The sequence below is a fragment of the Aeromonas veronii bv. veronii genome (assembly GCF_000820225.1).
Taxonomy (GTDB): Bacteria; Pseudomonadota; Gammaproteobacteria; order Enterobacterales; family Aeromonadaceae; genus Aeromonas; species Aeromonas veronii.
Map to the genome: position 1 here is coordinate 17,590 of NZ_CDDK01000041.1, position 13,362 is coordinate 30,951.

The 13,362-nt window shown below is 61.5% G+C and carries 10 protein-coding genes; 8 read left to right on the top strand and 2 right to left on the bottom strand.

Annotation, left to right across the window (positions count from 1 at the left end; translation table 11 throughout):
- The first annotated feature begins 2 nt into the window (after positions 1-2).
- From BN1139_RS17355 to BN1139_RS17370, 4 genes are all read left to right on the top strand, one after another.
- Entirely contained in the window at positions 3-2,039 is a 2,037-nt protein-coding gene (locus BN1139_RS17355; RefSeq protein ID WP_005354783.1) for an exoribonuclease II, read from the top strand.
- A 254-nt stretch (positions 2,040-2,293) separates the two neighbouring features.
- Positions 2,294-3,934 (top strand): sensor domain-containing diguanylate cyclase, encoded by a 1,641-nt coding sequence (locus BN1139_RS17360; RefSeq protein WP_005354784.1) that lies wholly within the window; start codon positions 2,294-2,296, stop codon positions 3,932-3,934.
- A gap of 4 nt (positions 3,935-3,938) precedes the next feature.
- Positions 3,939-5,042: an EAL and HDOD domain-containing protein gene (locus tag BN1139_RS17365; protein ID WP_005354786.1), complete on the top strand. Its 1,104-nt coding sequence runs from the start codon at positions 3,939-3,941 to the stop codon at positions 5,040-5,042.
- Between the two features lie 66 nt (positions 5,043-5,108).
- A complete protein-coding gene (locus BN1139_RS17370) occupies positions 5,109-5,699 on the top strand; it encodes an HAD family hydrolase (protein WP_005354791.1) in 591 nt (196 codons plus the stop codon).
- 132 nt (positions 5,700-5,831) lie between these two features.
- Here BN1139_RS17370 and hfq read toward each other — a convergent pair whose 3' ends face one another.
- Entirely contained in the window at positions 5,832-6,191 is a 360-nt protein-coding gene (hfq, locus tag BN1139_RS17375; RefSeq protein WP_005354803.1) for an RNA chaperone Hfq, read from the bottom strand.
- A gap of 176 nt (positions 6,192-6,367) precedes the next feature.
- Here hfq and BN1139_RS17380 point away from each other — a divergent pair, with 176 nt between their 5' ends.
- The 3 genes from BN1139_RS17380 to BN1139_RS17390 are packed head-to-tail and all read left to right on the top strand — an operon-like array spanning position 6,368 to position 9,847.
- The gene (locus tag BN1139_RS17380; RefSeq protein ID WP_013723466.1) at positions 6,368-7,639 is read left to right on the top strand and encodes a paraquat-inducible protein A; all 1,272 of its coding nucleotides are present in this window, start codon (positions 6,368-6,370) and stop codon (positions 7,637-7,639) included.
- On the top strand, positions 7,632-9,281 hold the full coding sequence (gene pqiB, locus BN1139_RS17385; protein ID WP_005335774.1) for an intermembrane transport protein PqiB: 1,650 nt from the start codon (positions 7,632-7,634) through the stop codon (positions 9,279-9,281). Before BN1139_RS17380 ends, pqiB begins: the two co-directional genes overlap by 8 nt.
- Positions 9,278-9,847 carry a PqiC family protein gene (locus BN1139_RS17390; RefSeq protein WP_005354805.1) on the top strand — a complete coding sequence of 190 codons (570 nt, stop codon included), beginning with the start codon at positions 9,278-9,280 and terminating at the stop codon, positions 9,845-9,847. The genes pqiB and BN1139_RS17390 overlap by 4 nt, the downstream gene beginning before the upstream one ends.
- Positions 9,848-9,927: 80 nt before the next feature.
- Here the strand turns inward: BN1139_RS17390 and rlmD are convergent, their stop codons facing one another.
- Positions 9,928-11,280: a 23S rRNA (uracil(1939)-C(5))-methyltransferase RlmD gene (gene rlmD / locus BN1139_RS17395; protein ID WP_005354806.1), complete on the bottom strand. Its 1,353-nt coding sequence runs from the start codon at positions 11,278-11,280 to the stop codon at positions 9,928-9,930.
- Positions 11,281-11,554: 274 nt separating this feature from the next.
- On the opposite strand from rlmD, the gene BN1139_RS17400 reads away from it, so the two are divergent.
- Positions 11,555-13,279 (top strand): proline--tRNA ligase, encoded by a 1,725-nt coding sequence (locus BN1139_RS17400; RefSeq protein WP_005354807.1) that lies wholly within the window; start codon positions 11,555-11,557, stop codon positions 13,277-13,279.
- Positions 13,280-13,362: the final 83 nt, after the last annotated feature.

Genomic DNA, 13,362 nt, shown 5'->3' on the forward strand with positions numbered 1-13,362 from the left:
TTATGTTCCAAGACAATCCGCTGCTGGCCCAGCTCAAGCAACAAATCCGCGAAAACATCCCGAAGAAAGAGGGTGTGATCCGCGCCTCGGACCGGGGCTTCGGCTTTCTGGAAGTCGATGAGAAGACCAGCTATTTCGTGCCGCCTCCCTACATGAAGAAGGTGATGCACGGTGACCGGGTGACCGCCCTGATCCGCACCGAAAAAGAGAAGGAAGTGGCCGAGCCGGATACCCTGCTGGAGCAGTCCGTCACCCGCTTCGTGGCCCGGGTCAAGATGTTCCGCGACCGCCTCAACGTGGTCGCCGACCACCCTCTGATCAAGGATGCCATCAAGGCCCGCGTCAAGAAGGGCCTGGATGAGAAAGAGTTCAAGGAAGGTGACTGGGTGGTGGCGACCCTCAAGCGCCATGCGCTGGTCGACGGCAACTTTTCTGCCGAGATCATCCAGAAGATCGCCGCCCAGGAAGATCACAATGTGCCCTGGTGGGTGGTGCTGGCGCGCCACAATCTGGCCCAGGTCGAGCCGGCTGATTTGCCGGAGTGGAAGGTGATCGAAGAGGAAGAGCTGCCCCGTCGTGACCTGACCAAGGTGCCCTTCTTCACCATCGACGGTGCCAAGACCAAGGATATGGACGATGCGCTGGCCATCACCAAGCTGGACAACGGCTGGGAGCTGCTGGTCGCCATCGCTGACCCGACCGCCTATGTGGCCGAAGGGAGCGAGCTGGACAAAGAAGCCGCCCAGCGCGCCTTTACCGTCTACATGCCGGGCCGCAACGTGCCGATGATCCCGCGCACCCTCTCCGACGAGCTCTGCTCCCTGAAAGAGGGCGAGGAGCGCAACACCCTGTGCGCTCGTCTGCTCATCGCCGAAGATGGTCTGCTGCTGGAGGAGACCGAGTTCTTCGCCGCCCGCATCTGCTCCCACGCCCGCCTCAACTATGACGACGTCTCCGACTGGGCCGAGCATGGCAAAGAGCTGTCCATCGACGCAGGCGTACTGGCCCAGCTGCCGCTGATGAAGGCAATGACCGAGGCGCGCATCGCGTGGCGCACCGAGCATGCGCTGGTGTTCCCGGATCGTCCCGACTACGACTTCGAGCTGGGCGAGAATGGCGAAGTGCTGGCCATCCACGTCGAGCCGCGCCGCATCGCCAACCGCATGGTGGAAGAGTCGATGATCGCCGCCAACATCTGTGCCGGTCGCGTGCTGGGCAAGAGCGTCGGTTACGGCATCTTCAACGTTCACACCGGCTTTGACGAAGAGTCCCTCGACGGCGCCATCGACCTGCTGAAGAGTGCCGAAGCCCCGTTCGAGCGCGACGAGATCGCCAGCCTCTCCGGCTTCTGCGCCCTGCGCCGCTGGATCGACAACCTCGACACCCGCTGGCTGGATGGCAAGATCCGCCGCTTCCAGAGCTATGCGCTGATGTCCTCCGAACCGGGCGCCCACTACGGTCTGGGTCTGGATGCCTACGCCACCTGGACCTCGCCGATCCGTAAATACGGCGATATGGTCAACCATCGTCTGCTCAAAGCGGTCATCGCCGGCAAGACCCCGGGTGAACGCCCGAGCACCGAGCTCACCGAGCACCTGACCGCCTGCCGCCGCCTGCACCGCATGGTGGAGCGCGACATCGGCGACTGGCTCTATGTCCGTTACCTGAAAGCCGCCGCTGGCACCGATCAGGTATTCAACGCCGAGATCATCGACGTGATGCGTGCCGGTCTCAAGCTGCGTCTGCAAGAGAACGGCGCCGTGGTCTTCATGCCTGCTCGCCACATTCTGGACAACAAGGATCGACTGGAGTGCAACTGGGACAACGGTCGCGTCTATCTGGACAAGACCGAAGTGGTCTACGAGCTCGGCCAGCTCATCGAGGTCAAGCTGACCGAAGCGGTAGAAGAGACCCGCTCCCTTATCGCCAAACCGGCAGTGGGTCTGGTGCCTGGCCCGGCACCGGAAGCCCCGGCGGCCGAGAGTGCGCCAGCCGATAGCAGTGAAACGCCCGCTGAGGCTGCCCCCAAGGCAGAATAAGCCGCGCAGAATCATCTGATCTGCCCGAGAGCCCGCCATCGTGCGGGCTCTTTTTTGCCCGGCATCCCGCCCTACAAGCTGCCATATATACCGTTATGGCACACAGTTCTAGCCACGATTGGCAGAAAACACAGTGAATGTCTCCACCAGCAGGGCTGAAAGCAACCATTATGTGCGCCATCTCTCCTTTCTGACATATTAATCAAGGAGAAATATGTCTATACTCGCTTGGGTACAATCCAAGGGATATTGGTATGCAGGAATGGGATCCGGAACACTTCACCAACTTCGCTCAGTTATGCGAAGTGAGCCTCGCCACCATCCGTGAAAAGACCGATGCCGAACGCCTCTACCTCTGGCTAAAAGCCCCCGAACCGCAGCTCTACAGCTTTCAGCTCGATCAGGGGCTGACCACGCTTGATCTCGCCCATCTCGGCCAACTGACCCTGCCCCACCACCTGATCGACAAGGCGATGGAAAAGGGACAACTGGTGATCGAGCAGCTCCAAGCACCGCCGGATCCCGGCGAAAATGTGGAGCCCGCCCAGCCGCAGTTACGCGCCTGTTTCCCTCTCAAGCGTCACATGAAACTGGAAGGGGTCATCTATCTGGAGACCCGCCGCCGCATCGATCGCCTCTCCTCCCACCAGCGTCAGGGCATCCAGCTCCTTATCCACTATCTGACTGCCGAGCTCAGCAATCACCTGCTCTCCAGCCAGGTCAATCAGGAGCGGGACCAGCGGCTCCATACCCAGACCGATCTGGTACAGAGTCAGGCACTGCAGGGCTCCTTCCTTACCATGTTGCAGGCGCTGCACATGGTCAGCGTCACCCTCTCCCGCAGTCGCAGCGAGAACGATCTGCTGCGGGATGCCGTGCTGCTGGCCCGCAAGGAGCTGCAGTTCGATCGGGTTGCCATCTTCCTGATCGAACCCGATGGCAAAACCATGCGCGGCACCTGGGGCACCAGCGAAGAGGGCGAGCTGATGGATGAACATAACTTCATCAGCCCCATTCCGGATCACCCCACGGTGCAAGAGGCGCTCAGGCGCAAGGACTACGTGCTGGTGATGGAAGATACCCCCCTCTACTACGAGAAGCAGCAGGTGGGCCGTGGCTGGAACGCCATGGTATCGCTATGGGATGGCACTACCCCCATCGGCTGGATCGCCGCCGACAACCTGCTCTGGCACCGTCCGCTCAAAGCCTATCAGAGCGAGATCTTCAAACAGTACGCCGCCATCCTGTCACAACTGCTGATCCGCCAGCGCACCCAGGAGCAGCTGGAAACCCTCAACCGCCAGCTGGAAGCCCGGGTCGCCGAGCGCACCATGCAACTGGCCGAGACCAACCGTGCGCTGGAGGAGGCCAATCACCGCCTCTCCCTGCTGTCGCTGGAAGATCCCCTCACCGGCATCGCCAACCGGCGCCAGTGGGACATCACCATGCAGCGGGAGTGGGAGTGGGCACGACGCACCCAGAACCTGCTGGCGGTATTGATGATCGACGTCGACGAGTTCAAGGCCTACAACGACCACTTCGGCCATGCCAAGGGGGATCTCTGCCTGCAACAGGTGGCCCATGTGCTGCGGGATGCAGAGCGACGCTGCACCAATCTGGTCGCCCGTTACGGCGGGGAGGAGTTCGTCATTCTGCTCTGCGCCCCGCAACCCGGTGAGGCCGAACAGCTGGCCGGGCGGATCCACGATGGTCTTGCCCGCTTGAAAATGCCCCATCCCGCCTCGCGGGTTGCTGATTTCATTACGGTTAGCATAGGCTTTAGCTATCTGGTTCCCTCCCTGGACGGAGCATGGCAGACCCTGACCGAACAGGCTGACCAGGCGCTCTACCACGCCAAGTCACAAGGGAGGGCCCGCACTCTGGCCTATCGGTGATCCCATGCTGTTGCGTCGCTACCCCATCTTCAATCGTCGCCTGGCTCTGGTGGCCTACGGCATCGACTATCAGCTCAGTTCACCGGTCGAATGGCCTTCACTGGCGCAACATTGCCGCCTGCTGGCGCAGGGGCGTCAATATCTGGTGCCCTTCACCCACGAACAGCTAGATGAACAGCGTCCCATGCTGCTGGATCAGGACGCGATCCCGCTGGTTGAAGCCTCCAGTGAACGCCAGCCCAACTCGTTCCCGGTGCTGGAGCAGTGGCGCGACAGTCGGCGCAGACTGGCGGTGCACGGCGCCAACCGGGATCCACGCTGGCTCGGCGCCAGCCGCCTGCTGGTGTACTGGATGGGGGAAGAGGGGATCTGCCAGCCCACCGAACACAAGCGGATGGCGCTGAACATCGAAACCTGGGCGGATTTTCTCCCGCTGCGGGAGGCCGGGGTCGACTTCTTTGCCGGCGGCTTTCTCGCCCGTCCCGAGCTGGTCAATCAGCGGGCCAACCAGCCCGATATGGCGCTGGTACAGCAGATCCTCCAGCTCATCTGCCACGAAGAGTTCTCCTTCGCCCAGGTAGCCCGCCTGCTGGAGCAGGATGCCTGGCTGCCCGGCCTGCTGCTCACCTACGTCAACGCCCCCGGCTTCGATCATGCCGCCCCCATCACCTCGGTACCCCGCGCCCTCTCCTATCTGGGGGAGCAGGAGATCCGCAAGTTCGTACTGATCAACGGTCTGGCCCGGGTAAGCCAGCACATGCCGGAGGCCTGCACCCGCATGGCCATCGCCCGCGGCCGCTTCTGCGAGTTGATTGCCCTCACCGCCCTCGGTAAAGCAGAGGCAAGCTGGGCCTTTCTGGTGGGACTGGTGCTCGATGGCTCTCTGCTGTCTGAGCCGCTGATGGCCCACCTGCCCAAGAGCGTGCAGCGCGCCATCGAACTGCATGAAGGGCCACTCTTTCATCTGTTTCAGCTGGTCAGCACCTATGAACAGGGCAACTGGGCCCTGCTGGAACAGCTTGCCCCCAAATATCAACTCGATCCGGCCCAACTCACCCCCGTCTATTTTCAGTCACAAATGTGGGGGCAAGCGTTTCTCACCAGCTAGGTGATGGCGAGGCGGGGAGCCACTGGCTAGAATGGGCTCCCTTTTTTCAGAGACAGACCCCGCACCATGACCCTTTCCGGATTCCAAGGCCTGGTCTTTGACCTTGATGGCACCCTGGTCGACTCCATGCCGCTGCACCTCGCCGCCTGGGAGCACACCGCCCGCGAGTTTGGCTTTCACTTCGATGCCGACTGGTTCTATGAGCTGGGGGGCATGCCGAGCCGCAAGATAGCCCTGCTGGTCGCACAGGAGCAGCAGATCCCCCTCGATCCGCTCGAAGTCACCCGCTGCAAGACCGCCCACTATGTGGCCAACCTGCACAAAGCGACCGTCTTTCCCGCCATGCAGGCGCTGGTCGAGCGCTATCATGGCGTCATCCCGATGGGGATCGGCACCGGCTCGCCGCGCATCAATGCCGAGGCGGTGCTGCGCAACACCGGGCTGGATCGCTACTTCTCCGTGGTGGTCACCGCAGACGATGTGGAGCTGCACAAGCCCAATCCGGACACCTTCCTGCTGGTCGCCAGCAAGCTGGGGGTCGAGCCATCAGGCTGTCTGGTGTTTGAAGATACCGGTATCGGGGTACAGGCCGGAGAAGCGGCGGGTATGCAGACCTGCATGGTCAAAGAGGGTCAACCAGTCGGCATAACGGCGTAGTGCGGAAAAAAATATCGCCCTGCAAGGGGCGATAACCGGAACCGGCTCTCATACGGGACATGAATGAAAATGAGAGCAGGTTCCGTCAGCCGCTGACGCAGGGCGCGTCAACGGGGCGTGCGGGGCAGACGATTACTCGTTGTTGCCGCCGCCCTGATTGTCGTCATAACGACCCGGCGCACCGTGGGGGCGCGGCGCCATGGAGACACGCGGCTTGCGAGCACGCTGGATGCTCACTTGCGGACGGCCGGTGTGCATGGCGATGGTGGAGATCTTGGCCTTGTAGACCAGCTGCTGGTTACCATGAGCATCGGTCAGCAGCACGCTGTACTGGTCGAACCCGCTGATGGTGCCTTCCAGCTTGATGCCGCTCACCAGAAAAATAGCGACCTGACTGCGGTTCTTGCGCAACCAGTTGAGGGCAGAATCTTGCCCGTTCCCGAGGGAGAAGGCTTGCTCAATCGTGGAGTAGCTGGGGGATTCAGTTGTCATAAATTATTGTCCCGCGGAAAAAAAGTGGCGTTTGATTGTGCTAAATGGGCACTGGCTTGTCAAAGTCATTCTCACTCCCGCCAGCAATAGCGCCCTCCGGGGGCTGGTCGCTGACCAGCACAACTGCGATAATCGCCAGCTCTGGCTCTACCACGGGCCTTATCTGGGGTTTTATCTTGCATCCGGTTTCACACCAACACCACACCACCTATGTCCATGATGCCACTGCCTGCGAAGAGTGTGACCTGCTGATACCGGCCACACCGCTCGAGGTGGGACAGGCCAGCTGCTGCCCCCGTTGCGGACACACCCTGAGTCGCCACCTGCCACAGCAGGAGTTGCGGCCGATCTCCTACGGGTTCGCGGCACTCATCATGTTCGTGCTCGCCAATGCCTTTACTTTTATGTCCTTCTCGGCCAAAGGGGTGGGCCAGGAGATGACCTTTTTGCAGAGCATCACCACCCTGGTGGATGAGGGCTATCTGTTTCTCGGCGCGGTACTGAGCCTGACCCTGATCGGCCTGCCGCTGGTTTATATGGGCTCCATCATGCTGGTGCTGTGGCGGGTCGATAAAGATCTGCACAGCAATGCCCTGCGCTCCCTCGGCCGTCTGCTCTGCCGGATCAAACCCTGGCTGATGGTGGATGTCTTTCTGGTGGGGGTGCTCATCTCGCTGGTCAAGCTGATGGGGATGGCCGACATCAAGATGGGGCTGTCATTCTGGGCTTTCGTCGGCTACACGGTGCTGCTCATCAAGATGATCTCCTCGCTGGATCAGATGTGGCTGTGGCAGCGGCTGTTCGGCCCGACCGAGTCACGGGATATCGACCCGGAAGCGGGTGCGCTGGAATCCGGCCTGGTGGGCTGCCATATCTGTGGCGCTCTGAGCGAGGTGGGCAGCCACAGTTGCTCCCGCTGCGGCGGCAAGCTGCATGCCCGCAAGCCGGGCGGCCTGAACCGTACCTGGGCGCTGCTGTTTACCTCCGCCATTCTCTACATTCCGGCCAACGTCTATCCCATCATGGATACGGTGTTTCTCGGTGATGACAGCCCCTCCACCATCCTCGGCGGTGTGGTGCTGCTCTGGGCCATGGGCTCATACCCCATAGCTGCGGTGATCTTTTTCGCCAGCGTGGTGGTTCCGCTGGTGAAAATACTGGCGCTATTCTGGCTTTGCTATATGGTGCAGCGCGGCAATGTCACCTCCCCACTCGGCAAGCTAAAACTCTATCGCATGACCGAATTTGTCGGACGCTGGTCGATGATCGACGTCTTCGTGGTGGCCATTCTGGCGGGCCTGATCCGACTCGACAATCTGATGACCATCTATCCCGGCCCTGCGGCCGTCGCATTTGCAGGTGTGGTGCTGATCACCATGGTCGCCGCCATGAGTTTCGACTCCCGCCTGATCTGGGATTTACAACAAGGAGAACGCGAACGTGAGTGAGCGTAAAAAAAGGTGGAAACCGGGCTCTGACTTTCTGAGCTCTGCCGCCGCAATCTGGATGGTGCCCCTGCTGGCGCTGTTCATCGGTCTCTGGATGCTGTTCCAGCACTGGTACTCCCAGGGCCCCAGTTTCACCCTGACAGTCGCCACTGCCGAGGGCATAGTCGCAGGCAAGACGGTGATCCGCTCCCGCGAAGTGGACGTCGGCCGCATTGAGGCCGTCGAGCTGAGCGATGACTACAGCCATGCGGTGCTGAAAGGACGGCTGACCAATGCCGCCTCCGGCATGCTGCGCGGTGACAGCCAGTTCTGGGTGGTCAAGCCCAGAGTGGGCCGTGAAGGGGTATCGGGTCTGAGCACCCTGCTCTCCGGCGCCTATATCGAGCTCGCCCCCGGCAAGAAAGGTCGGGCGCGAGATGAATACGCCATGCTCGACAAACCGCCGCTCGCCTCCCTCGATGCCAAGGGGCTGCGTCTCACCCTCAGCAGTCGCGACACTCGCGCGCTCGGGGAAGGCTCCCCCATCAACTATCAGGGCTTCACCATAGGTCAGGTGGAAGAGGCGAAGTTCCTGCCGGAAAAGAGCGAGATGCAGTATCAAATCTTCATCCACGCCCCCTATGACATTCTGGTGAGCAGCAACTCCCGCTTCTGGATGACCCCGGGCTTCGAGGTCTCCATGAGCAGCGAGGGGATGAAGGTGAAGATGGATTCGCTGGAGAGCCTGATCGATGGCGGCATCACCATGGGTCTGCCACCCGGCTGGGCCCCTGGCGAACCGGTCAAACAGATGGAAGGGTTCACCCTGTTCCAGGATGAGGCGAGCGTGCTGGCCGGTAGTCTGGATCAGTTCATCGACTACGTCTTCCTGTTCGATGACAACGTGGGTGGCCTGCACCCGGGCGCGGCGGTGCAGTATCGCGGCATTCGGGTCGGTACCGTCATCTCCGCCCCCTACCTCATCGAGGACAAGGGCGTGCAGATCTTCAAGAGCCGCCAGATCCCGGTGCTGGCCCGTATCGAGGTGCAGCGCCTCTCCCACCGCTATGCCAAAGCGGAGAAGGATCAGTGGCGTGCCCTGTTCGGCAAGCAGTTCAAGGAGGGGTTGCGTGCCAGCCTCAAGACCTCGAGCCTGCTGACCGGCGGCAAGATCATCGACCTCAACTTCTATCCGGACGCGCCGCGCTTCGAGCAGGCCAAGCTGGCCGGTTATCAGGTCTTCCCCACCGTGCAGGGCGGGCTGGATCAGATCGAGCGCAAGGTAAACCTCATCCTCGACAAGTTTGTCGACATGGACATGGCGACCACCCTGACCAAGGTCAACGGGTCACTCACCACCCTGGATGGCACCCTGAAGAACATCAGTGCAGTCAGCGCCAACCTGAACAAGCTCACTGCCAAGGATTCCACCCAGCAGCTGCCCGCCTCGCTCAACGAGAGCCTCAAGCAGTTGCAGGAGACCTTGCAGGCCTATGATGCCCAGTCGCAGACCAATCAGGACCTGCGCCAGTCGGTGCAGACCCTCAATCAGTTGATGCGCGAACTGCAGCCGCTGGTGCACTCCCTCAACGAGCAGCCCAGCTCGCTGATCTTCGATCGCGCGCATCCATCGGACCCTGAGCCCAAGCGAGGCAAACAATGAAAAAAGAGATCCTGACGCTGGCCCTGCTGGGCCTGCTGGCGGGTTGCAGCAGCCAGCCAAGCCTGCACTACTACTCGCTCGATGCCGACAGCCAGCAACCCGTAACGGCCCCGGCCAAACCGCAGCACCAGCTGGTGCTGCGCCCGGTGGCGCTGGCCAGCCAGCTCGACCGGATCAGCCTGGTCTATCAGCTGGAAGGGCAAGAGCTGCACTTCACCGAGTACCATCGCTGGGCCGGTGCGCTGGACGATCAGCTCAACCGACTCACCCTCAATGGCCTCTCCACCCGCCTGCCGGGCTGGGTGGTACGGCAGGATGGCGCCCGCAAGGGGCCGGTGCTGACCATTCTGGTGGAGCGCTTTCAGGGCCGTCATGACGGCAGCGCCATGCTGAGCGGCCGCTGGCGCCTGCTGGCAGAAGATGGCACCGTGCTGCGCGATGCCCCCTTCCGTCAGGAGCGGGTGCTGCCGGCCGATGGCTACAACGCGCTGGTGAACGAGCTGGGTCAGGGCTGGCAACAGCTGCTTGACCAGATCGCCGCCGAGGTGCGCCAGAGCGCCCGCTAATCGGCCATCAGCCGATTGCAGAGATAAAAAAACGACGCCAGCTGGCGTCGTTTTTTTTATGGGCAAGAGTCGGGGGCGACTTATGCCTTGGCGGGCAGGCTCAGGCGGGCAACCGCTTCCACATGCATGGAGTGCGGGAACATATCGACCGGCTGCACCTCGTCCAGCACGAAGCCCTGCTTGACCAGCCAGGCAAGGTCGCGGGCCAGGGTCTGCGGGTTGCAGGAGACATAGACCAGACGGCGGGGCGCCATGGCGACCAGGGTCTGCAGCACCGCCTTGTCACAGCCTTTGCGGGGCGGGTCCATTACCACCACGTCAGCGGTCACGCCCTGGGCGTGCAGCTCGGGCATCAGCTGCTCCGCCTTGCCGACGTGGAATTCGGTGTGCTCGATGCCGTTGAGGGCAGCGTTGCGACGGGCATCGCTGATGGCGCTCTCCACCGACTCGATCCCGACGACCTTGGCGGCCTTGCCAGCCAGGAACAGGGAGATGGTGCCGATACCGCAATAGATGTCGAACACCGTCTCGTTGCCGGTCAGCTCGGCATACTCGAGGGCGCTGGAGTAGAGTACATCGGTCTGGGTCGGGTTGTTCTGGAAGAAGGAGAGCGGCGAGATCTCGAACTCGAGTTCGTGGATCTTGTCGCGGATCACCCCTTCGCCCAACAGCACCCGGTTGGTGGCACCCAGAATGCGGTTGGTGCGCTCATCGTTGATGTTCTGCACCAAGGTAGTGACCGGCAGATCGCTCAGGGCTGCCAACAGCTCGGCTTCGAACGGCAGCGCCTCGCCCAGGGTCACCAGCACCACCATCAGCTCGCCACTCTTGAAGCCCTTGCGGGTCATCAGGTTGCGCACGCAGCCGCTGTGGTTCACTTCGTCATAGGCCGCAATGTTGTGCTCGCGCATCCAGTTGCGTACCCGGGCGTTGAGCTCCACGTGCAGCGGATCCTGCACCGCACAGTCATCGGCCGTGATGAGATCGTGAGAGTGCTTGCGATAAAAACCGATCTCGGCACCGGCGTCACAGCCACGCACCGCATATTGCGCCTTGTTGCGATAGGCGAACGGGCTTTCCATGCCAAGGATATCCTTGACCGGGGTGTCACCCAGCCCGACCTGTTCCAGTGCGCTCTGCACCAAGGCCTGCTTGAGCTTGAGCTGGGCCGGATAGGCCAGCGGGCGCACCTGACAGCCACCACACTCGGTGTTGGGACAGAAATCGGCAACCCGATCGGCAGAGGGCTGGAGCAGCTCGGCAACCTTGCCGTGCAGATAGTTCGGCTTGACCTCGGTCAGCTCCACCAGCGCCTGCTCACCGGGCAGCAGACCTTCGACAAACAGGGGGCGATCGAACAGGCGTCCTTTGCCATCTCCTTTGTCGGTCAGTTCCAGGATCTCGATCTGGTGTTGATGTCCCACTAACGGCATGAGCGGCTCCAAAAGTACTAAAAATGGGGGGTGATGAACGCGGCAGAGCCATGCCCATCGAGAAAAGGTGGCAGAGTTTAGCGGAGATCCGGCCAAATTGCAGGCATAAAAAGCCTGCTTGTTGCAATGGTCATTACCCCTGGCCATCTGCCGGGCGTGGCCACCTTTCGGGTTGCGGCAAATTTAGCCCTTGGGCCATAACGCCCAGCCTGTTAAAATTCCGCCCTTGAAATTATCCTGGGCCCCGCGCCCGTTCTAGCTAAGGTCTACCGCGATGCGTACCAGCCAATATCTGCTTTCCACTCTCAAGGAAACCCCCTCCGACGCTGAAGTTGTCAGCCACCAGCTGATGCTGCGCGCCGGGATGATCCGTAAACTGGCCTCCGGCATGTATGCCTGGTTGCCAACCGGTCTGCGGGTACTGAAGAAAATCGAGAACATTGTTCGCGAAGAGATGAACAATGCTGGTGCCGTCGAAGTCTCCATGCCGGTGGTACAACCCGCCGAGCTGTGGCAGGAGTCCGGCCGCTGGGATGACTACGGTCCCGAGCTGTGCCGTCTGACCGACCGTCACAACCGTCCCTTCGTGCTGGGCCCGACCCACGAAGAGGTGATCACTGCGCTGGTGCGTTACGAAGTGAACAGCTACAAGCAGCTGCCGCTCAACCTCTACCAGATCCAGACCAAGTTCCGCGACGAAGTACGCCCTCGTTTCGGCGTGATGCGTGGCCGCGAATTCCTGATGAAGGATGCCTACTCCTTCCACATCGACAAAGAGTCTCTGGTCGATACCTACGAGAAGATGCACGCCGCCTACTGCAAGGCGTTCACCCGCATGGGTCTGAACTTCCGTCCGGTGCAGGCCGATACCGGCTCCATCGGGGGTACCGGTTCCCACGAATTCCAGGTGCTGGCCGAGAGCGGTGAAGATCTGATCGCCTTCTCCGACAGCTCCGATTACGCCGCCAACATCGAGATGGCCGAAGCGCTGGCACCGGCTGGTGAGCGCGCTGCCGCCACCGCAGCCCTGACCAAGGTTGCCACCCCGAACGTCCACACCATCGACGAAGTGGCCGCTTTCCTGAACGTGGCACCGACCGCCATCGCCAAGACCCTGCTGGTACTGGCAGAGGAAGATGAGCACGGCAAGCAGGCCGTCATCGCGCTGGTACTGCGTGGCGACCACGAACTGAACGAAATCAAGGCAGAGAAACTGGCTGGCGTGGCCAACCCGCTGACCTTCGCCAACGACGAGCAGATTAAAGCTGCCGCCGGTTGCGATGCAGGTTCCATCGGCCCGGTCGGCTTTGCCGGTCGCATCATCGTCGATCGCAGCGCAGCCCATCTGGCGGACTTCGTCTGCGGCGCCAACCAGACCGGCTTCCACCTGACCGGTGCCAACTGGGGTCGCGACATCGCTTCTTACGAAGTTGCCGACCTGCGCAACGTGGTGGAAGGCGACCCGAGCCCGTGTGGCCAGGGCAAGCTGCTGCTCAAGCGCGGTATTGAAGTGGGCCACATCTTCCAGCTGGGTACCAAGTACTCCGAAGCGATGAAGGCGAGCGTGCTGAACGAAGCTGGCAAGTCCGTCACCATGGAGATGGGTTGCTACGGTATCGGGGTTTCCCGTCTGGTTGCTGCCGCCATCGAGCAGAACAACGACCAGTACGGCATCATCTGGCCGGACGCCATCGCCCCGTTCGAAGTGGCCATCGTGCCGATGAACATGCACAAGTCCGAGCGCGTGGCCGAGCAGGCACAGCAGTTCTACGCCGAGCTGAAAGCCGCTGGTGTGGACGTGCTGTTTGACGACCGTAAAGAGCGCCCGGGCGTGATGTTCGCCGACATGGAGCTGCTGGGCATCCCGCACGCCATCGTCATCGGCGATCGCGGTCTGGACAACGGCGTGGTGGAGTACAAGTGCCGCCGCACCGGCGAGAAGCAGGAAGTGGCCATCAGCGACATCATCGCCATGCTCAAGGCCAAGCTGGGCCGTTAATTCCGCCCCCTTACCTGAATAGAAAAGCGCGCCGTTTGGCGCGCTTTTTGTTTCTGTATGTTCTGACGACGGCAACCGGATGG

Bases quoted from the DNA above. Each gene is read 5' to 3' on its own strand.
- BN1139_RS17355 (WP_005354783.1), top strand. From the start codon at position 3: ATGTTCCAAGACAATCCGCTGCTGGCCCAGCTCAAGCAACAAATCCGC.
- rlmD (WP_005354806.1), bottom strand. From the start codon at position 11,280: ATGCCGTTAGTGGGACATCAACACCAGATCGAGATCCTGGAACTGACC.
- hfq (WP_005354803.1), bottom strand. From the start codon at position 6,191: ATGACAACTGAATCCCCCAGCTACTCCACGATTGAGCAAGCCTTCTCC.
- BN1139_RS17365 (WP_005354786.1), top strand. From the start codon at position 3,939: ATGCTGTTGCGTCGCTACCCCATCTTCAATCGTCGCCTGGCTCTGGTG.
- BN1139_RS17360 (WP_005354784.1), top strand. From the start codon at position 2,294: ATGCAGGAATGGGATCCGGAACACTTCACCAACTTCGCTCAGTTATGC.
- BN1139_RS17390 (WP_005354805.1), top strand. From the start codon at position 9,278: ATGAAAAAAGAGATCCTGACGCTGGCCCTGCTGGGCCTGCTGGCGGGT.
- BN1139_RS17370 (WP_005354791.1), top strand. From the start codon at position 5,109: ATGACCCTTTCCGGATTCCAAGGCCTGGTCTTTGACCTTGATGGCACC.
- BN1139_RS17400 (WP_005354807.1), top strand. From the start codon at position 11,555: ATGCGTACCAGCCAATATCTGCTTTCCACTCTCAAGGAAACCCCCTCC.